19 protein-coding genes and 1 pseudogene are annotated in these 16,796 nt (G+C 60.9%); 8 read left to right on the plus strand and 12 right to left on the minus strand.

Translation table 11 applies throughout. The features are described 5' to 3' along the window. Positions 1–73: 73 nt before the first annotated feature. The 3 genes from AC1D08_RS28750 to AC1D08_RS28760 are packed head-to-tail and all read right to left on the minus strand — an operon-like array spanning position 74 to position 2,022. Positions 74–799 (minus strand): uracil-DNA glycosylase family protein, encoded by a 726-nt coding sequence (locus tag AC1D08_RS28750; protein ID WP_457153121.1) that lies wholly within the window; start codon positions 797–799, stop codon positions 74–76. Next, positions 739–1,350 (minus strand): glutathione S-transferase, encoded by a 612-nt coding sequence (locus AC1D08_RS28755; RefSeq protein ID WP_095091523.1) that lies wholly within the window; start codon positions 1,348–1,350, stop codon positions 739–741. Before AC1D08_RS28755 ends, AC1D08_RS28750 begins: the two co-directional genes overlap by 61 nt. A 51-nt stretch (positions 1,351–1,401) precedes the next feature. After that, positions 1,402–2,022 carry a thermonuclease family protein gene (locus AC1D08_RS28760; protein WP_095091522.1) on the minus strand — a complete coding sequence of 207 codons (621 nt, stop codon included), beginning with the start codon at positions 2,020–2,022 and terminating at the stop codon, positions 1,402–1,404. A 74-nt stretch (positions 2,023–2,096) separates the two neighbouring features. Here AC1D08_RS28760 and AC1D08_RS28765 point away from each other — a divergent pair, with 74 nt between their 5' ends. After that, positions 2,097–3,617, plus strand: a complete 1,521-nt coding sequence (locus AC1D08_RS28765; RefSeq protein ID WP_477424618.1) for a sensor histidine kinase — start codon at positions 2,097–2,099, stop codon at positions 3,615–3,617. A gap of 25 nt (positions 3,618–3,642) precedes the next feature. Here the strand turns inward: AC1D08_RS28765 and AC1D08_RS28770 are convergent, their stop codons facing one another. Continuing rightward, positions 3,643–4,641 carry a nicotinate-nucleotide--dimethylbenzimidazole phosphoribosyltransferase gene (locus tag AC1D08_RS28770; RefSeq protein WP_457153122.1) on the minus strand — a complete coding sequence of 333 codons (999 nt, stop codon included), beginning with the start codon at positions 4,639–4,641 and terminating at the stop codon, positions 3,643–3,645. Between the two features lie 198 nt (positions 4,642–4,839). Between AC1D08_RS28770 and AC1D08_RS28775 the strand changes: the two genes are divergently transcribed. Both AC1D08_RS28775 and AC1D08_RS28780 read left to right on the plus strand, forming a co-directional pair. Then, positions 4,840–5,073, plus strand: coding sequence for a DUF1289 domain-containing protein (locus AC1D08_RS28775; RefSeq protein WP_095091520.1), 234 nt, complete (start codon positions 4,840–4,842; stop codon positions 5,071–5,073). A 13-nt stretch (positions 5,074–5,086) separates the two neighbouring features. Then, a complete protein-coding gene (locus tag AC1D08_RS28780) occupies positions 5,087–5,791 on the plus strand; it encodes a TIGR02281 family clan AA aspartic protease (RefSeq protein WP_457153118.1) in 705 nt (234 codons plus the stop codon). A 15-nt stretch (positions 5,792–5,806) separates the two neighbouring features. Here the strand turns inward: AC1D08_RS28780 and dusA are convergent, their stop codons facing one another. After that, entirely contained in the window at positions 5,807–6,802 is a 996-nt protein-coding gene (gene dusA / locus AC1D08_RS28785; RefSeq protein WP_477424620.1) for a tRNA dihydrouridine(20/20a) synthase DusA, read from the minus strand. A 128-nt stretch (positions 6,803–6,930) separates the two neighbouring features. Between dusA and AC1D08_RS28790 the strand changes: the two genes are divergently transcribed. Beyond that, the gene (locus AC1D08_RS28790; RefSeq protein WP_477424622.1) at positions 6,931–8,019 is read left to right on the plus strand and encodes a site-specific integrase; all 1,089 of its coding nucleotides are present in this window, start codon (positions 6,931–6,933) and stop codon (positions 8,017–8,019) included. 986 nt (positions 8,020–9,005) lie between these two features. Then, on the plus strand, positions 9,006–9,452 hold the full coding sequence (locus AC1D08_RS28795) for a Ros/MucR family transcriptional regulator (RefSeq protein ID WP_477424624.1): 447 nt from the start codon (positions 9,006–9,008) through the stop codon (positions 9,450–9,452). Positions 9,453–10,203: 751 nt separating this feature from the next. Here the strand turns inward: AC1D08_RS28795 and AC1D08_RS28800 are convergent. From AC1D08_RS28800 to AC1D08_RS28810, 3 genes are read right to left on the minus strand one after another with little or no spacing between them, the layout of a single operon-like run. Next, positions 10,204–10,554: a sunset domain-containing protein gene (locus tag AC1D08_RS28800; protein WP_477424625.1), complete on the minus strand. Its 351-nt coding sequence runs from the start codon at positions 10,552–10,554 to the stop codon at positions 10,204–10,206. 31 nt (positions 10,555–10,585) lie between these two features. Then, entirely contained in the window at positions 10,586–10,837 is a 252-nt protein-coding gene (locus AC1D08_RS28805) for a hypothetical protein (RefSeq protein ID WP_477424627.1), read from the minus strand. A gap of 3 nt (positions 10,838–10,840) precedes the next feature. Then, positions 10,841–11,176 (minus strand): hypothetical protein, encoded by a 336-nt coding sequence (locus tag AC1D08_RS28810; protein ID WP_477424629.1) that lies wholly within the window; start codon positions 11,174–11,176, stop codon positions 10,841–10,843. Between the two features lie 59 nt (positions 11,177–11,235). On the opposite strand from AC1D08_RS28810, the gene AC1D08_RS28815 reads away from it, so the two are divergent. From AC1D08_RS28815 to AC1D08_RS28825, 3 genes are read left to right on the plus strand one after another with little or no spacing between them, the layout of a single operon-like run. Further along, positions 11,236–11,535 carry a hypothetical protein gene (locus AC1D08_RS28815; protein ID WP_477424630.1) on the plus strand — a complete coding sequence of 100 codons (300 nt, stop codon included), beginning with the start codon at positions 11,236–11,238 and terminating at the stop codon, positions 11,533–11,535. 43 nt (positions 11,536–11,578) lie between these two features. Next, positions 11,579–11,866: a hypothetical protein gene (locus AC1D08_RS28820; protein ID WP_477424632.1), complete on the plus strand. Its 288-nt coding sequence runs from the start codon at positions 11,579–11,581 to the stop codon at positions 11,864–11,866. A 15-nt stretch (positions 11,867–11,881) separates the two neighbouring features. Further along, positions 11,882–12,574 carry an SOS response-associated peptidase gene (locus AC1D08_RS28825; protein ID WP_477424634.1) on the plus strand — a complete coding sequence of 231 codons (693 nt, stop codon included), beginning with the start codon at positions 11,882–11,884 and terminating at the stop codon, positions 12,572–12,574. A gap of 797 nt (positions 12,575–13,371) precedes the next feature. Here the strand turns inward: AC1D08_RS28825 and AC1D08_RS28830 are convergent. From AC1D08_RS28830 to AC1D08_RS28845, 4 genes and pseudogenes are all read right to left on the minus strand, one after another. After that, entirely contained in the window at positions 13,372–14,265 is an 894-nt protein-coding gene (locus AC1D08_RS28830) for a LysR family transcriptional regulator (RefSeq protein ID WP_477424636.1), read from the minus strand. 358 nt (positions 14,266–14,623) lie between these two features. Beyond that, a pseudogene (locus tag AC1D08_RS28835) lies at positions 14,624–15,262 on the minus strand (ParB/RepB/Spo0J family partition protein); the annotation flags it as partial. A gap of 170 nt (positions 15,263–15,432) precedes the next feature. Then, positions 15,433–15,804 (minus strand): DUF2958 domain-containing protein, encoded by a 372-nt coding sequence (locus AC1D08_RS28840; protein ID WP_477424638.1) that lies wholly within the window; start codon positions 15,802–15,804, stop codon positions 15,433–15,435. Beyond that, on the minus strand, positions 15,801–16,772 hold the full coding sequence (locus AC1D08_RS28845) for an ArdC family protein (RefSeq protein WP_477424640.1): 972 nt from the start codon (positions 16,770–16,772) through the stop codon (positions 15,801–15,803). Before AC1D08_RS28845 ends, AC1D08_RS28840 begins: the two co-directional genes overlap by 4 nt. Positions 16,773–16,796 lie beyond the last annotated feature (24 nt).

Raw genomic sequence — 16,796 nt, forward strand, 5'->3', positions numbered from 1 at the left:
GCCTTATTGGAGCCTTCCACAAGAAAGAAATTCTGCCGATCGAGCAAAAAGCGAGTGATTTCTTGCTGAAAGTTCAATCGAGACGATAGCGGATTTCCGATCTCAGGAATGGCAGCAAATCCATTTCAAACCATGGATTCTTCTTCAGCCAGCCGGTGTTGCGCCACGACGGATGCGGCAGCGGCAGCACTTTCCGGCTGCCGGGCTGATCCCAGATGGCACGCCAGTCCATCACCGTTTCGGTCAGCGAAGGTCGGCGCACGGCACCCATGTGCCAGGCCTGCGCATAGATGCCGATGGTAAGCACCAGATCGATCCGCGGCATCAACGCCATCAACGGCGCGCGCCACGCCGGCGCGCATTCGCGCCTCGGCGGCAAGTCGCCACCCTTGGCATCCTGGCCGGGAAAGCAAAAGCCCATCGGCACGATGGCGAACTTATCGATGTCGTAGAATTCCTCGCTCGTCACCCCGAGCCAGCTGCGCAGGCGGTCGCCGGAGGCGTCGGTGAACGGCATGCCTGTGATATGCACCTTGGTTCCCGGCGCCTGGCTGGCGATCAAGATGCGGGCGCTGGACGATGGTCTCAACACCGGTCGCGGTTCGTGCGGCAGTGGCTTGCCGATCGGACTTTCGACGCAGATGCGGCAAGCGCGAACCGTCTCGGCGAAGCTTTCGAGCGCATCCTCGTCGACCGTGATCTCGTCCGAAAACTGGCTTCCGCTTTTCAGGATCATGGTCAGGCGGCGGCGCTCGGCCGGCTGGAAACGGCTTGGTGCCAGCGCAACACATTCGCGCATTCGTCCGGCACCTTGATGCGTGCCGGTTTCATGAAGTCGACGGCGATCAGGCCGGTGATGTCGGCAATCGAATAGCTGTCGCCGGCGATGAACTCCCGGCTGCCCAGCTCATCGTCCAGCAGCCTGAGGAATTCCACGGCCTTGGGCTTGTTGGCCTCGCCCCATTCGGCAATCTGCGGAATTTCCCATTCCTTCATCGCCGGGTGGATGTGACGGAAGGCCTGTGCGACGCAACTGAGCAGGTTGAATTCCATCCGTCTCTGCCACATCTCGACTTGCGCCTTGCCGAGCGCGCCACGCCCGAACAGGGCCGGCTCGGGCTGCAACTCCTCGAAATAACGGCAGATGGCGACGGATTCGGTGAGGATCGTGCCGTCGTCGAGTTCAAGCACCGGCAGACGCTGCAAAGGGTTACGCGAACTGACCGACGGCTTCCTGTGCTCCAGCGCGCCCATGTCGATGGGCACCAGCGGAACAGTAATGCCCTTCTCGGCCAGGAAAACGCGGACCCGCCTCGGATTGGGTGCGCGGCCACCGTCGAACAACTTCATTCCCATCCTCCCGGTTTCCCAACAACCATAGAGTTCAACCCCTTACGGGGTTTACCAGAACCGAAAAATCTCACGCACGGCATCGCCGATCGACGCCAGCGTGCCATGCTTTCTCTCAACGACTTCGCCGTGATGGCTGTCGCGCCAGTCCTGCGGCCGGTCGAATGTACCCGCCCACATGCCGACCCTTGCCGCACGGGCCGTGGCCTCCTCGCTCTCGAAGCCGCCAAACGCAACCGCCCAGCCCGCCTCCACCTGCGCGCGGTTGAGATCCTTGCCGCCGGCGGTGCAGTTGCCAAGCAACCGGCCGTAGCGGTCCCGCTGCCAGCCGGTACAGGAGACGGGCTTGCCGGCGATCAGTCGCACCAGCGCCTGGCGCGCAAGCGTGCCGCAGGGATAGTCGGCGCCATTCCTGCGGCAGGTCTGCGTATATTCTGGAGCGTCTATACCGCGCATACGGACACGCTCGGCGCCAAGCGTGATGGAATCGCCATCGTTGACGATTGCCACACCCTCCGTCTTGCGTGTTTCCACCCGGTCGAGACGAGCCGCCAACAGGATCAGCAATCCGAGAATGATGACGGTAAGCCCGTAATCCATCAGCCGGCGCCCCAAGCTTCGGGGTGGCGCAGCGTATCGCCGGCGCGGCCTCGTGCCCCATGAACGGCTCATATGGCAAACGGTTGGTTAATCATTCGAACGTAGCTTAACACTTGGAAACCGCTGCTCGCATAAATTGAAGTTTCATGCCCTTGCAACGCTCGAACACAGCGGACAAGTTCATAGTGGACCGCAGGAAACCTCATCGCAACAGCGATGTCGCGCGCGCGGTGCGCAAGACGCGCGACCGTCTTTCGCAGCAGGCCGGCAATCCCGATTTTGATCGCGAACTCCTGAAGCTCCACGCCCGCGCGATGACAAGCGGCGCCATCGCCATCCCGCTGCTCGTCCTGGCGATCGCGGCAGCCGGCCGGTTTGCCGGCGTCGGCAATGAGATCGGCCTTTGGGCCCTGTTCACGCTCGCCTGCTACATCATCGTCACCTTCCTGGCGCGGCGCATTGAGCGCACTGAAGCTTCCGAGCTCAACCCACTGCAAACACAAAGAGAATTGCTGATCGGCCACTTCCTTTGCGGTCTCGGCTGGGGGTGGTTCGTCTGGCTTGGCTGCAGCACCTGCCTGCCCGACCAGTTCCAGGTTGTCAAAGCGGTGGTGCTGCTGGTCGCCATGGCGGCGACCGCCGTCATGACCTCTTCCCTGGGTGGCGCCCTGTTGGCAACCTTTGCCGTTCCGGTGGCTCTCTATGCCTATGCGGGCGTCAAGCTGTGGATGCCGGTCGGGGCGATCATGGCGGGGCTGCTGGTCGTGTCGTTGCCATTCTTCGCCTATGTCGCCCGTCACCTCAACCGCTCGTCCCTGATGCTGTTGTCGTTCCGCTCCGAAAAGGATGCGCTGGTCGCCGAACTGGAGACGGCGAAATCGATGTCGGACGAAGCACGGCGGCGGGCGGAAGACGCCAATCTGGCAAAGTCGCGGTTCCTCGCTTCGATGAGCCACGAATTGCGCACGCCGCTCAACGCCATTCTCGGCTTTTCCGAGGTGATGTCGAACGAGGTGCTCGGACCGATGAGCAACCCGACCTATCGCGACTACGCCCATGACGTGCATGAATCCGGCCAGCACCTGCTCGACCTGATCAACGAGATCCTCGACCTGTCGCGCATCGAGGCCGGCCGCTACCAGCTCAACGAGGAGCCGGTGATGCTGCTCAACATCGTCGAGGATTGCTGTCACATGATGGAATTGAGGGCCCGCAACAAGGATATCCGCATTGTCCAGGATTTCGAGCATGAGTTGCTGCGCCTGTTTGCCGACGAGCGGGCGGTGCGGCAGATCACGCTCAACCTTCTGTCGAATGCCATCAAGTTCACGGCTACCGGCGGCGAAATCCGCGTTCGCGTCGGCTGGACGGCGGGTGGCGGACAGTACATTTCAGTCAAGGACAACGGTCCCGGCATCCCCGAAGACGAAATCCCGGTGGTGCTCTCGGCCTTCGGTCAGGGCTCGATTGCCATCAAGAGCGCCGAGCAAGGCACCGGGCTCGGCCTGCCGATCGTGCAAGGCCTGCTCGCCATGCATGGCGGCGAGTTCGAACTTCATTCCAAGCTGCGCGAAGGCACCGAAGCGATCGCCATCTTCCCGCTGAGCCGGGTGATGGAAGAACTGCCGGCGCTGCCGACCGCGGCGGTGGCGGCGCGGCGGCGATAGCAGACTTCGCTCGTGTGTCTGGCGTCTAACCCCGAACGGCCGCCGCCATGCCTGAACTGGTCAGCGCCGCTGCCTTGACCAGGCCTGCGGCAAGAGCGGCCCCTGCTCCCTCACCATGGCCGATGCCCAGGTCGAGCAACGGGCGAAGACGGAGGCGTTCGGCGGCCCGAGCATGCGCGGGCTCCGACGACACGCTGGCAAGAAGGCAGTGGTCGAGTGCCGTGGGGTTGGCGGCATGCAGCACTGCTGCAGCCGCCGTTGCCGCAAATCCGTCGAGCAGAACCGGTATCTTCTGCATCCGCGCGGCGAGGATGGCGCCGGCGATCGCTGCGAATTCCCGGCCACCGACCCGGCGCAGCGCCTCCAACGGGTCACCGAGATGGCCGCCGTGAAAGGCAAGTGCCGCATCGACCACTTCAGCCTTGCGTACCTGCATCGCCGCACCGGCGCCGGATCCCGGGCCGACCCAGTCGGCGCCCTTGCCTCCGAACAGCGCCGCAAACAGGGCCGCAGCAACAGTGGAGTTGCCGACGCCGAGATCGCCGAGGCAAAGCAGGTCGGTGCCTCCCGCGATCGCTTCCATGCCAAAGGCCATGGTGGCGGCGCAACCGCGCTCGTCCAATGCTGCATCCTCGGTGAAGTCGGCGGTCGGGATGTGCAGGGCGAGATCGAAAACCTTCAGCCCGAGATCATTGGCAATGCAGATCTGGTTGATGGCAGCACCTCCGGCGGCACAAAGCTCGACCGCGTTGGCCGTCGCCGCCACCGGCCGTGGCGAAATGCCATGCCGGGTGGCGCCATGGTTGCCGGCAAAGACCGCCATCAACGGCCTTGTCACGGCGGGCGGAGCCCGCCCGCTCCAGGCCGCGAGCCAGGCGGCAATGTCCTCGATGCGACCAAGCGAATTGACGGGCTTGTCGGCCTTGGCAAACAGCGTTCGAACACGGACCTCGGCAATCGTGTCGGCCGCCGGCAAATTGGCCAGCAGGTTGCGAAAATCATCGAAAGGCAGCGCGCTGGTCATGTCGTCGGCATTCATTCCCTGGAGTTGGTGAGCGGCATAGCCGCCTTGCGCGGTTGGCACAACCTCCTGGATCATGCTCACGCATTTGCCGCAAAGGTCGCCGCGAAAGGCGTAATTGCGAGGGCTTGCATTGGCTTTGCGGTTGCACCATGTGGAGGTGCAACAAGGGATTCCTAATGGAACCCTCAAGAGAAAGACATGACGGTCATCGAATCCCCGTGCATCCTCGTCTGTTCGATCGACATGAAAACCGGCTTCTGTTTCGGTTGCGGACGCACGCGCGAGGAAATCGGCGCCTGGATCGGCATGACGCCCGAAACGCGTCGCTCCGTCATGGCTGAATTGCCTGCCCGTCTGGAAACGGTCGAGCGTCGGCCGCGACGGGAAACGCGCCGCGCTCGTATGACGCGCGAACGCGACGCGCTTTCGTGAGGCGACCACACAGATGAACCGCCTGTTCTGGATACTGATTGCCGCAATTGGGATGGGAGCAGTCCTGCTCATGCTCACCGATTCCGCCGGCAGCACGCTCGGCGTCGAGAATTACGATTTTGGCCGGCTGATCTGGCTTGGCGCCTTTGGCGCGCTGGTCGGCGCCGGCCTGCTTCGCTCGGGCAGGCCCCTGGGTGCCATGGCCCGGAACCTTGGCGCCTGGGCGGCCATCGCGCTCGCGCTGATCGCCGGCTACCAGTATCGTTACGAACTGCAGGATGTCGCCAGTCGGGTCACCGCGGGCCTTGTTCCCGGCAGCCCGCTGGCTCTGGGCGTCGAGGACGGCCACGCGACGGTGACACTCGACAAGGCGGACAATGGCCATTTCGAAGCCCGCATCCTGGTCAACGGCAATCCAGTGCGGGCTGTTGTCGATACCGGCGCGACCAGCACCGTTTTGACGTCCGAGGACGCCCAGGCATCCGGATTCAATCCAGCGGCGCTCAACTACACCATACCGGTCTCAACCGCCAACGGCATGGCGCGCGCCGCGGCCGTCAAGACCGATCAACTGGCGATCGGCGGCATCGTGCGCAAGGACATGCCGGTGATGATCGCGGCACCCGGTATGCTCAGCCAGAGCCTGCTTGGCATGAACTTCATCGGCTCGCTGTCGGGCTTCGATGTGCGCGGCGACCGCATGATCCTCAGGGATTGACCCCGACCTAACGCGTCAGGCGGCTTCGGCCGCCGCTCCACCGAACTCTACGGCTGCGAAGGCCGTTTTCAGTACGTCCGGTCCGGCACCGGGCCGGGTCGCATCGGTGGACAGGATCTGGCGGTAGCGGCGCGCGCCGGGCAAGCCATGGAACAGTCCGACCATATGGCGGGTGACATGGCCAAGCCGCCCGCCCTGTTCGATATGGTGGGCCGCGTACTCTGCCATGGCATCGATCAGCGCGGCGAAATCGAACGCGTCGGACTCGACGCCGTAGAAGGCGGCGTCGACGCCGGCCAGGATGCCAGGCGTGTGGTAGGCGACGCGGCCAAGCATGGCGCCGTCGACATGGTCGAGATGCGCCCGCGCCTCTTCGATCGACTGGATGCCGCCGTTGATGCCAATGAATTCGTTTCGTTTTCTGGCCTTCAGCCGATAGACGCGGCCATAGTCCAGCGGCGGGATGTCGCGGTTTTCCTTGGGGCTCAGCCCTTCCAGCCACGCCTTGCGCGCATGCACCCACAGCGCGTCGGCGCCAGCCTCGAAAACACCGTCCGCCAGCGTATCGAGCGCCGGCTCGGGATCCTGCTCGTCGACGCCGATGCGGCATTTGACGGTGACGGGAATCGCCACCGCCGCTTTCATCGCCGCGACGCAGTCGGCGACGAGGTCAGGCACTTTCATAAGGCAGGCGCCGAAAGCGCCCGACTGGACGCGGTCGGACGGGCAGCCGACATTGAGGTTTATCTCGTCATAGCCAAAGGCTTCGCCGATGCGCGCCGCCTCGGCGAGTTTTCCGGGATCTGAGCCACCGACCTGCAAGGCGACGGGATGCTCCGCCGCATCGAAGCCAAGCAGCCGCTCGCGCGCGCCATGGATAACCGCGTCGGCCACCACCATCTCGGTGTAAAGCAGCGCACGGCTGGTCAGCTGGCGATGGAAGAACCGGCAATGCCGATCCGTCCAATCCATCATAGGCGCAACGGAAATCCTATGAGCTTGATTTATCACACTTTTTCTCGTATTTTCAGGACCTTAAAACGTGCACACGTTCGCCGTTTGTACGACACGATATCCGTCTGTTTTCGCATTTTGTACTCCTCCCTGTGCACACAGCGTGCACGAAAAAGAGATCACCCATGGCATCCATCAACAAGTTGGCTTCCGGCAAGTGGCGTGTGCAGGTTCGCTGCAAGGGCCACTACCTCACCACCAGCTTCTCGCTCCGCAAGGACGCCGAGATGTGGGCGCGCCGAATTGAGCGAGAAATCGACCTGGGTCAGAAGCCTGCTCCCAAGCACAAGGACGGGATCAAAACGGTTTCCGACCTGATCGACCTGCATATCGCGGATATGACGGAAGTTGGCAAGGTGATCGGGCGCTCGAAGGCATTCAGCCTGGACCTGCTGCGAGCCAGGCTGGGAAGGCTCAACATCGCGGATCTCAATCGCGAACAGGTCATAAAATTCGGCAAGGAACGAGCCGAGGAAGGCGCCGGACCTGTCACCGTTGGAATAGACATCGGATACATCCGGACATTGCTGGTGCACGGCGCGGCTGTGCATGGACTGCCTTGTTCAGCGGAGCCTGTGGAACTTGGTCGTGTCGCCCTCACCCGCTTGGGTCTTGTTGGCAAGGGCAACGAGCGCGATCGGCGACCGACGCTTGAAGAGATAGAGGCCCTGATCCGATACTTCAGAGGAAACAACTTCCAGATTATCCCCGTCGACAAGATCATCCGCTTTGCGATCGCAACCGCAATGCGGCTCGGGGAAATCTGCAACGCCACCTGGGAGGACCTCAACGATCGCAACAACACCCTGCTGATACGAGATCGCAAGGACCCACGCCACAAGAAGGGCAATCACATGCGTATCCCGCTCCTCGATGTGAGTGGTTACGACGCCCGCGCGATCCTCGAAGAGCAGCGTTTTTCCACTGAGGGAAAGGGACGCATCTTCCCCTACAATGGGAAATCGGCCGGAACCGCCTTCCGACGTGCCTGTCATGAACTTGAGATCGAGGACCTGCACTTCCACGACCTGCGTCACGAAGGCACAAGCCGCCTGTTCGAAGCTGGCTTCACCATCGAGCAGGTCGCGATGGTCACCGGGCATAAGGATTGGAAGATGCTACGCCGCTATACCCATTTGAGGCCGGAGCAGCTTCATGTGATCGCGGCGAGGCTTCAACAGACATCGTTTGAAAGCCGAGCTGCAACTGGTTGACGAACGCATTGTCGGACCGGCCCCGGCGTCGCTGTCGGCGGGTGCCGCTGCGGCACTACCGCTGACGGCGCTCAGGGCCTGGGGGATGCTGTTCGATCGCTTCGACGTATCGGCGGCTCACCGACGTCGCCGGCAGCTTCTTGCGCAACCTGTGGCTCGGAAGAGGCCGCCATGCACGAACAGGCCGTCGCCCACGATCGGCGTCAGCAACCCTGGCGGGCAGCGGGCGGGAAGCACTACGAGTTCTTGGAGGTACTACTTGAGGCCGTTGCCACAGTTTCAGTCTGCGTTTGCTAACGGCGCTATTTCAACAACCACATCCGCAACCACGTCCCCTCACCGCTCCAAGGCCGCGTCGGCAATTGCAACATCGCGGCTCTCGATCGCGAACGGCTCAGATGTCTTATCGAGCGTAGCGTCCTGTCAAGGCGATGAGACAGCGGCCGCTCCGCACCAATTGCAGACCGAAATAGTCCCATGGAGAGAATATCCCCGTGGCACACGACGACGCCATGCAACTGTGCAAGACCATCGCCCATAACATGGGGCGCCTGTCCGGCTTTGCCGAGCAACATTATCGGCATGCCACCGGGGCATGGAAACTGACGTAACGGTGCTGCGAAGGAACGCCGTGGAGGTGGTGCGCGACATGACCGGTGCCCTGGACGCGCTCCTCGATTTGGCCGAGGTGTCACCGGGGCCGTGGGGTGATGTTGGTCGCGGTGCCGACCCTACGTTGACGACGGAGGTCGTTCTCTGCGAACAGATCGCGTATAATCCCGCCCCTGCAGATTCATAAGCCGCCTCGCTCACGAAACGGGCCAGCCTGTCGTTTCCGCGCACATGGGCACAAATAGTTGGCAAAGTAGCAGCGGTCGGGAAGAGCGTGGTCAGCTATGACGTTGTGGTGCCGTCGGAGCTGCGGCTTGCTCTGTAGTGGTCGCTACGCCTATTGCCAGTACAATTGAACACCACAAGGAATGAATATGACCGACGAAACCCACAACCATTCAGCCGAATTAGCCGAGTTGACAGCGAACGTAGTCTCCGCTTACGTCGCCAATAACCCGGTCCCGGTGACGGGTCTGCCCGAGCTGATCGCTGCGGTTCACGCGTCCCTGTCGGGGATTGGACAGCCAGCAGGGAACCCTCCCGCGGAGCTTGTCCCCGCGGTGAACCCGAAGAAATCGGTTTTTCCGGACTACATCATCTGCCTGGAGGACGGGAAGCGGTTCAAGTCGCTAAGACGTCACTTGAACGTAGATTTTGGCCTCTCCCCTGAGGAGTACCGCACAAAATGGAATCTGCCGCACGACTATCCCATGACGGCTCCGAACTACTCCGCGACGCGATCCGCCCTGGCGAAAGCAGCCGGATTGGGCGTGAAGGCGGCGCCGGTAAAGAAGGCGCCAGACAAGCGGAAAGCAAAATAAGGCAAAAGGCTCGCCGTCCCATTCGCGAGACGGCGAGCCTTCCCCGTGCCCCAACCCCAACACAACTAGCGATGCAATTTCAGTGCCAGCTTATATGCCCCATCGCGGGACGGTATGACGTTACGTCAAGAATCAGCTATCGCTTGGGTTGCGGCGGACCTGATACCGTCTGGCTGGCGCCGATCAGGCAACACCTCCCAAGCTGGCGCCAGCCATTTCTTAGGCTCGAAGCATAGAATTGACGCACCCACTCAAAGCTGAGAACTATGTCGGCGGGGGAACAGATGGTTTTTCGCCGTCTTGGCGCGCTCGGTCTCGGCATGGCATCCTTCATCGGTTGCGCTCATGCACAGGAAGCCTGCGACCCTAACTACGCGGGGGCCTGCGTCCCCATAGCCAGCGACGTCGATTGCTCATCCGGAAAGGGCAACGGTCCCGCATACGCACACGAGCCGGTCACTGTCATAGGCACGGATATCTACGATCTCGACCGAGACGGCGAGGGGATAGGCTGCGAGAACGGCTAGGGCTAGCTACTCGCCGTTTTCGTGCAGCGTTATGTGAAACCCCTTGGCGGCCAGCCGGTCAAATTCTTCATGGCCTCCATGATGAGTATGAGACTCTAGGACGATGGTCAGCGACGGTTGTGTGATGCTCCTCAAAATCAGCGATTTACGCGTCCCGCTTGTTTTTCTCTCAACCTGCGCTTCCTTCGGAACTAGAAACGTTATCACCTTAGAGCCCCTCCATTTTAGACCTTCGCCTTCCGCCACCCCGCCCACCAAGCGTCCCATTGGGAGCAAAACCAGCGCTCGCCCTTGGCGGGGTTGATGACCGTTTCGTCGTAATAGCGCTGACCTGGCATGTGATAGATGCGCTCGCCTGTCACGCTGACATTGCCCTTGATGGCGCAGCCGCTTGGCGCACTAGAGCCGCTGCCCTGACGGTGCACTGTAGGAAGAGCATGCTGTTCGGTTTGAGGTATGAGGTAGCTTGCCCCGGCAACGCCGCAAAGCAAGACAGGGATTAGCGGTCGCTGCTCTAACAGCGAACGCCTACGCCGCCTTATAGGCTTGGAAGCCTTCTGCGCCTGTATGCCCACGCCCTCTCTCCCCGATGGGAGAATGCTACTCCTAAGGCTTGGAGTCCAGATGGAGCGGCTTTGACGGCCCTGTCCCGTTCCACTGGATGAACGAGACTTCCTTGCCGGTTACTTCCCGCACGGCTTTCAACAAGACCTCATGCAGGACGCGCGTCTGCCGGTAGTGATCGCAATGGGGGGATATAAACGGCTTGATGATGCTCAAGTGCAGAGCTTCCGCCGCCGCCACAAAGCGCTCAATTTCAGCCTGCGATAATTGCTGCGAGCCTTTCGACCTGACCATGTCCTATCCTCGAAAACGTTCGGTGTGCCACACAATCTTGCCGTCGACTTTCATCGGCTTGTGGATCATCAGGCGCTTCGGGAGGTGTTCGGGATGCACCTCCAGCAGGGTGATTTTGATTTGCGGCTTGCAACGACTGCAGTCGAATTTCAGCCTCATCGGATCGACACCGCCACCATAGACCATCATCAGGTCGGCCGATCGGCAGTAGCGGACGTTGCCGCAACTGCACTCGGCCTTCACAAGCATGTTGTGCCGGGTCGCCTTTCCCAGCGTGTCGATCGGGTCGTGCGCCATAATGCCTAAAAGAGGAACATATTCCTCGCCAGTCAAGACCATCTTGACTCTATCGTTCTCATTTTGTTCACTGTCGGCGCGATAGCCACAGGACGCGAGGCATGCAGCTCAGTTTATCGATCAAGGGCGCCCTGCCCGATGAAAAACAGCGTGGGATTGAAGCCGCGCAAGCTGTTTTTGCCGCAGCTGGGATATCGCCCGAGCAGGCCGCCGATGGAATGTTCGCGTTGGAAGGCTGGGATGACGCCAGCTTTTCGGCGGACGAAGAGCCTACTGAAGATGAGGACAACGCGGCGAGCGTTTGGATGGATGCAAACAAAGCGGCAATCGCTGCGTGCTGCGCCAATTGGCCGGTCGACGCAGTCCCTGAAAATCGCCTTTTCCTTGAACTGGTAGAGTGACACGAGTCGCCGGAAGCCGTGGTCGCAGCGAAGGAGAGAAATTATGATTGAGGTGCTTTACACCGCCGAGAAACGGCAAGACGAACTGACTGCCAACATTATGCGCGACCGCCCGGAAATCGAGAAGGCGGTCAAGAAGGCATGCAAGCTCTTGAACAAGCTTACGCCTGACGGGGCCTTGTATGCGAGTGGCTGGATTGTTGCCGATCTGATCGTCAGCCTCATGCCAAACGAGGAAGAGGCAAGGGAGTTGTCCCGCATCGTGCAAGGCCAGATCGAACGCGAATTCAAGACCGCATACGCTAACCTGGCGCGCGGGCCGGTGAATTAGCGAGGGCTGAGAATTATGTGCGGACGCTACACCAGATACCTGTCGTGGTCGGAGATCCACCGGCTCTATCGGCTGACGGCGCCGGCCGAGATCGGCCGCAATGACGAGCCACGCTACAACATTGCGCCGACCCAGGATGTTCCATTCGTAACAGCCGGCGAGGACGGTAATCACAAGCTCCGCGAAGGGCGCTGGTGGCTGGTTCCCTTCTGGGCAAAAGAGATGCCCAAGGCGGCGATGTTCAATGCGAGAATCGAGGGCGTCGATACTGCGCCAGCCTTCCGCGACGCCTTCAAATCGAAGCGATGCCTGATCCCTGCCGATGGCTTCTATGAATGGACCATCTCACCAGCGGACGGCAAGAAAGACCCATGGCACATCTACCAGCCAGGCCACACGCCGTTCTCGTTTGCCGGCCTCTGGGCCTACAATTCCAATCTCGACATAACAAGCTGCACCATCATCACAGAGCCTGCCGCAGACCCGATGAAGCAATTGCACGATCGGCAGCCTGTCATCCTTGACCAGGCTTATTATGACGCCTGGCTAGATCCTGCGACACCCCAGGACAGCCTCAAGGATATTCTAAGTCACGACATTGACGGCCAGCTTCAGTTCAACCGTGTCGGGCGTGATGTGAACACGAGCGCCGTCACTAAGTTGCCCAATGACCATCCAGGTCTCGTTGGGCCAATCAACCCGTTATGAGCGACGAACCCTCACGACTTTCCGAAGGTATGACAGCGCCCCCACGCGATCGACGACGCATCGACAATCACGCGTGCGAGCACGACGGCTGCGGCAAGGATGCGGGTTTCGGCTTTTCGAAGCCGCGTCAGCCCTCGCACTGGTTCTGCATGGAGCACCGCGGCGAAGGCGAGCAACATCTTTCTGGAGCAGGATGGCGCCAATGACCCGCGCGACAAAGCGCGACGTGTTCGCCGTGAGCCGCGCTGGTCTCCAGATCACCGCCCAACGACGTTGACGACCGCCGCCTGCGGGATAGACGGATGAAACGCGAGGTCAGGGAGGCCCTGTCCGACGTCCGCGCCTTCGGTCTCGCGCCTTATGACATCATGAATTCTTAGTTGATGTCGCTGCGGCCGGAACGGCCCGAATTTACCATGTTTGTTTGGGTTTGATTAAAATGGGCAGCGCAAGCTCACCATATGCGAAAGATCAATCCCACCTGCGCTGCAATCCTCTTGGCTCCATTTCTGATTTCGGCAGCACTATTTGTAGCTGCGCTGACGCTTGACGGAGGTTCGCATACGGACCCTCGGATCACCTCGTCGGTGAGGTAACAACCCCTGCTGCTGGGACCAGCGTCCGGATAGCGTCAGGTTCTTGGCGGATTAGCCTTACCTTGCGTAAGAACGGACAGGGCCATTTAGGTGAACGGCAGGCGCGGAGCAACCGGAGTACCAGCCAACTCTATTTGACGTTGCGATTTTTCAACCAAGCATGCAATGGGGTCGAACAGGCGCGCGTCACGCGCCTTCAGCTCAAAAGGCAGCGATGATCGCTTCGAGCGATACATTCAATGCGTTGGAAAAGGTCCTGCCCTTCTGCCAAATCGCCACGTAGTGATAGAGCGCGGACGGCTCCACTGGCCTTATTCCCAAGTGAAACGCCGCGTATTCGCGCGCAATGATCTCATTGGTTATCGAAATGCCTAGGCCAGCCGAAACGTATCCGGCTTCGTGACCGTTGCAATCGAACTCCACCAGTATATCCGGCTCGACGCCGGCGAAGCGCAACGCGTTGAAGTTCATTTGGTGGGCGGCGAACTGGGGATCGATATCGACGATCGTTTCGCCTGCCAGGTCGTGCGCCTCGATACAGGTCTGTTTTGAAAAGCGGTGGTCGGGGTGAAAGATGCATACATTTCGGGCCGACCCAAGCGGCGCCCACTCAAACAGACTCGGATCCAAGGGCAACCTCGAGATACCGAGATCTGCCCGCCCGGCCAGGACGTGCTCGCCGATCTGCTCGTAGCTTCCCGATAGCGATCGGACATTCGAAGCCGTCTTTGCGTGGATAATCGCCACGACCTTGGGCAAGGTCACGAAGCCGAAAACAGAAGGAGCGGCAATCGCGATCCGCTGCTTTTCCTCGTTCTTCATCGCGAAGATCGATGCTTCCAGCCGATCCAGGGACGTCAGGGCGAGTTCCACGTTTCGCAGGAGTTCCCAGGCCTCCTGCAAGGGGACGATCCGGTTGGCTGATCTCTTGAAGAGTGTGATGCCGAGCGCGGTCTCGAGTTGCTTCACATGTTGACTGACGGCGGGCTGGCTTATCCCGAGCGCAACCGCTGCTCGCCTTGTCGAGCCGGCCCGCAACACTTCCCGGAACACCTTCAGTTGACGGAGCTTCAGGTCGCTCTGCAGCAACTCCATCCCTGCGCTCCTTTCCCTGATAACGCCCACCCGGGAAGCAGATACCGCCAACCTGGGGAGCAACGAACCGCCTCAGTATATAACGGTGCGTTATAGATAAAATAATAAAAATTATAGATTGAGTGTGTAATTTCAAGCGTTTAGAATTGGGCAATATCTGGATTAACTCTCAATTATCAATATAACAATTCGCAACCTTGGGTTATACGACTTGGTCTGAGTGACAAGGACCGTCGTATCTCGCGGTATTGCGAGTCGAGGAATGCGCCCCATGGGTGGTTTTACTACTCAGTTTGTTGTCGCACTCACGGTGACCATAAGCCTGGCTCTTGTCAGCGGCTGCCTGGGTACGGCATTCGGGCTGTTTCTGGCCATTTCGAAGAGCACGGCACAGCGGCGGCTCAACAGCGTCGTGACGGCCTACACGACGGTTCACGGTAAAGGCCATGAGCTGCTCGAGCTGCATGCCCTCCTGCTCGTAGACCTCGTGCAGCTTGGGCGAAACTTTTGCGAGTCGCAGGCGCTGCTGGACAAAGGTAGCGGACACGAAGAAGCGTGCCGCAATTTCCTCGTGGCTGGCGCCTTGGTCGTGCAGGGTCTGGAAGGCGCGAAACATGTCCAACGGATGTAAATCTTCGCGCTGAAAATTCTCGGCAAGTGAATCCTCCTCGATCGGGACCTCACTGTTGGCGTTGGTGACGACGCAGGGAACTGGCTCGGTCTTGATCATGCGCTTCTGCTTGACCAGCAGTTCCAGCGCGCGATAGCGGCGCCCGCCAGCCGGCACCTCAAACATGCCGGTCTCGTTGCCCTCGCCATCCAACACTGGCCGGACGTTGAGGCTCTGGAGCAGGCCACGCCGGGCGATCGAGGCGGCAAGGTCCTCGATCGTTTCCCCGCGCTTGATGCGCCGGACATTGGACTGGCTCAGCATAAGCTTGTTGAAGGGGATGTCACGCGAGGCGTTGAGGGTGATCTTCTGCTTGGGCGTAACCATGTGGACTATCTCCGCGACGGGCGGCCGAGACTCTCTCGACCTCCAAACCCGTCACAAAGGAAGGCGCAGCCCTCTTACTCTGAGGAGTGCGCTGCACTCGGATCTGAAGGGACACAAGGCCGCAGACACGCTTTGCGCATCTGCGGCCTTGCGGATTTCAAGCTGAGATCTCACGCGCCCTCCCGACCAGACTGGGCGGCCAGGTAGAGGACGCGTTCGGCGTTGCGAATGCTTCCGGCCCGGCGGGCGGCTTGTGCCCAGGCCGAAATCGGCAGGTCGGTGGCAAAGAGAATGTCGCGCTCGATGCCCATGCCGAAGGGCAGCCGGACCGACGTCATCTCGAGGAGTGAGAAACTGCCCAACTCGGGATAGCCGAGATCGGCGAGACCGAACATGGCGTCGCCATCGGCACCCAGCTCCGTTGCGAGCCAGGTTCCTTCGCCGAGCGGATTGAAGAACTTCACGACCGGTGCGTGATCGGCGTTGCGCTCGCGGCCATTGGCGAGCAGGCGTTCACGAAGTTCGGCGGTGAGGAGGATCATGCCGCCCTCCTGTCGATCTCGGCCTCATCGACGTCGGCCGGGCCTGACCTGGCCGCACCGTCAGGTTGCGGCAGGAAGGCAAGCAGCCAGTCGGCCGCCTTGCTGGCCTGGGAGGCGGCACGAACGATGGCGCGGTTGTCTTCGCGCAGGACCTCGAGCCAGGAGGCCAGGTAATCGGCGTGGCGCACGGTTGGCACGATGCCAAGCGAGGCGCAGCAAAAGGCTGCGTTCATCTCGGCGACCAGTTCCTCGAAAGCATATTTCTTGGTGCCGAAGGCGCCGCTGAGGTCACGGCCGACGCGGGAGGCATGGCCGGTCGCATGCCCGAGCTCGTGCAGGGCGGTGCGGTGCCAGTCGATGGTCTCGAAATAGGCCTGCGGCGGCGGCACCCGAACATAGTCATGCGCAGGCACATAATAGGCGCGATCGCCACCGATGCGGAAATCGATGCCGGTCGCCTTGATCAGTGCGTCGACGGCCGGCTCGATTTGTCCAGGCTCTGGTTCAGGCGGAGCCACGGCCAGATCGTCGGGCAGATTTTCGCATTGCCCGACGTTGAACACGCTAAAGCGTTTCAGGAACGGTATCGCCTGTGCTGGTTCGCCGGTTTCTCGTGCGCGATTCTTCTCATCGTCAGGGATGAAGCGGTCGGCATAGACTACGGTGGTGCCGTGTTCGCCCTTGCGGACATGACCGCCCAGCGATAGCGCCTGGCGGAAAGTCAGCCAGCTTTGGACGGGAAACCCCTGCTCGACGACCGCACCCCACAGGATCAGCACATTGATCCCGGAATAGGCGCGGCCGGTCGCGGCGTTGGCCGGCATAGCCAGAGAAGCTTTCGTCGCCGTCGTGCCCCAGGGCTGCACCCAGGGAAAGCGCCCAGCCTCCAGCTCGGCGATGATCTTGTTGGTGATTTCGTCATAGAGGCTTGCCCGGTCGGCGCCGGCGCGAGCGTAGTGTCTGGACATCGCGGTTCTCCGCGACGGGCGCCG

Source organism: Mesorhizobium sp. P2_E6 (assembly GCF_056403835.1).

Excerpts from the sequence above, each read along its gene's own strand:
- AC1D08_RS28750 (WP_457153121.1), bottom strand. The coding sequence starts at position 799 with ATGCGCGAATGTGTTGCGCTGGCACCAAGCCGTTTCCAGCCGGCCGAG.
- AC1D08_RS28755 (WP_095091523.1), bottom strand. The coding sequence starts at position 1,350 with ATGAAGTTGTTCGACGGTGGCCGCGCACCCAATCCGAGGCGGGTCCGC.
- AC1D08_RS28760 (WP_095091522.1), bottom strand. The coding sequence starts at position 2,022 with ATGAGCCGTTCATGGGGCACGAGGCCGCGCCGGCGATACGCTGCGCCA.
- AC1D08_RS28765 (WP_477424618.1), top strand. The coding sequence starts at position 2,097 with ATGCCCTTGCAACGCTCGAACACAGCGGACAAGTTCATAGTGGACCGC.
- AC1D08_RS28770 (WP_457153122.1), bottom strand. The coding sequence starts at position 4,641 with ATGACCAGCGCGCTGCCTTTCGATGATTTTCGCAACCTGCTGGCCAAT.
- AC1D08_RS28775 (WP_095091520.1), top strand. The coding sequence starts at position 4,840 with ATGACGGTCATCGAATCCCCGTGCATCCTCGTCTGTTCGATCGACATG.
- AC1D08_RS28780 (WP_457153118.1), top strand. The coding sequence starts at position 5,087 with ATGAACCGCCTGTTCTGGATACTGATTGCCGCAATTGGGATGGGAGCA.
- AC1D08_RS28790 (WP_477424622.1), top strand. The coding sequence starts at position 6,931 with ATGGCATCCATCAACAAGTTGGCTTCCGGCAAGTGGCGTGTGCAGGTT.
- AC1D08_RS28795 (WP_477424624.1), top strand. The coding sequence starts at position 9,006 with ATGACCGACGAAACCCACAACCATTCAGCCGAATTAGCCGAGTTGACA.
- AC1D08_RS28805 (WP_477424627.1), bottom strand. The coding sequence starts at position 10,837 with ATGGTCAGGTCGAAAGGCTCGCAGCAATTATCGCAGGCTGAAATTGAG.
- AC1D08_RS28810 (WP_477424629.1), bottom strand. The coding sequence starts at position 11,176 with ATGGTCTTGACTGGCGAGGAATATGTTCCTCTTTTAGGCATTATGGCG.
- AC1D08_RS28815 (WP_477424630.1), top strand. The coding sequence starts at position 11,236 with ATGCAGCTCAGTTTATCGATCAAGGGCGCCCTGCCCGATGAAAAACAG.
- AC1D08_RS28820 (WP_477424632.1), top strand. The coding sequence starts at position 11,579 with ATGATTGAGGTGCTTTACACCGCCGAGAAACGGCAAGACGAACTGACT.
- AC1D08_RS28825 (WP_477424634.1), top strand. The coding sequence starts at position 11,882 with ATGTGCGGACGCTACACCAGATACCTGTCGTGGTCGGAGATCCACCGG.
- AC1D08_RS28830 (WP_477424636.1), bottom strand. The coding sequence starts at position 14,265 with ATGGAGTTGCTGCAGAGCGACCTGAAGCTCCGTCAACTGAAGGTGTTC.
- AC1D08_RS28840 (WP_477424638.1), bottom strand. The coding sequence starts at position 15,804 with ATGATCCTCCTCACCGCCGAACTTCGTGAACGCCTGCTCGCCAATGGC.
- AC1D08_RS28845 (WP_477424640.1), bottom strand. The coding sequence starts at position 16,772 with ATGTCCAGACACTACGCTCGCGCCGGCGCCGACCGGGCAAGCCTCTAT.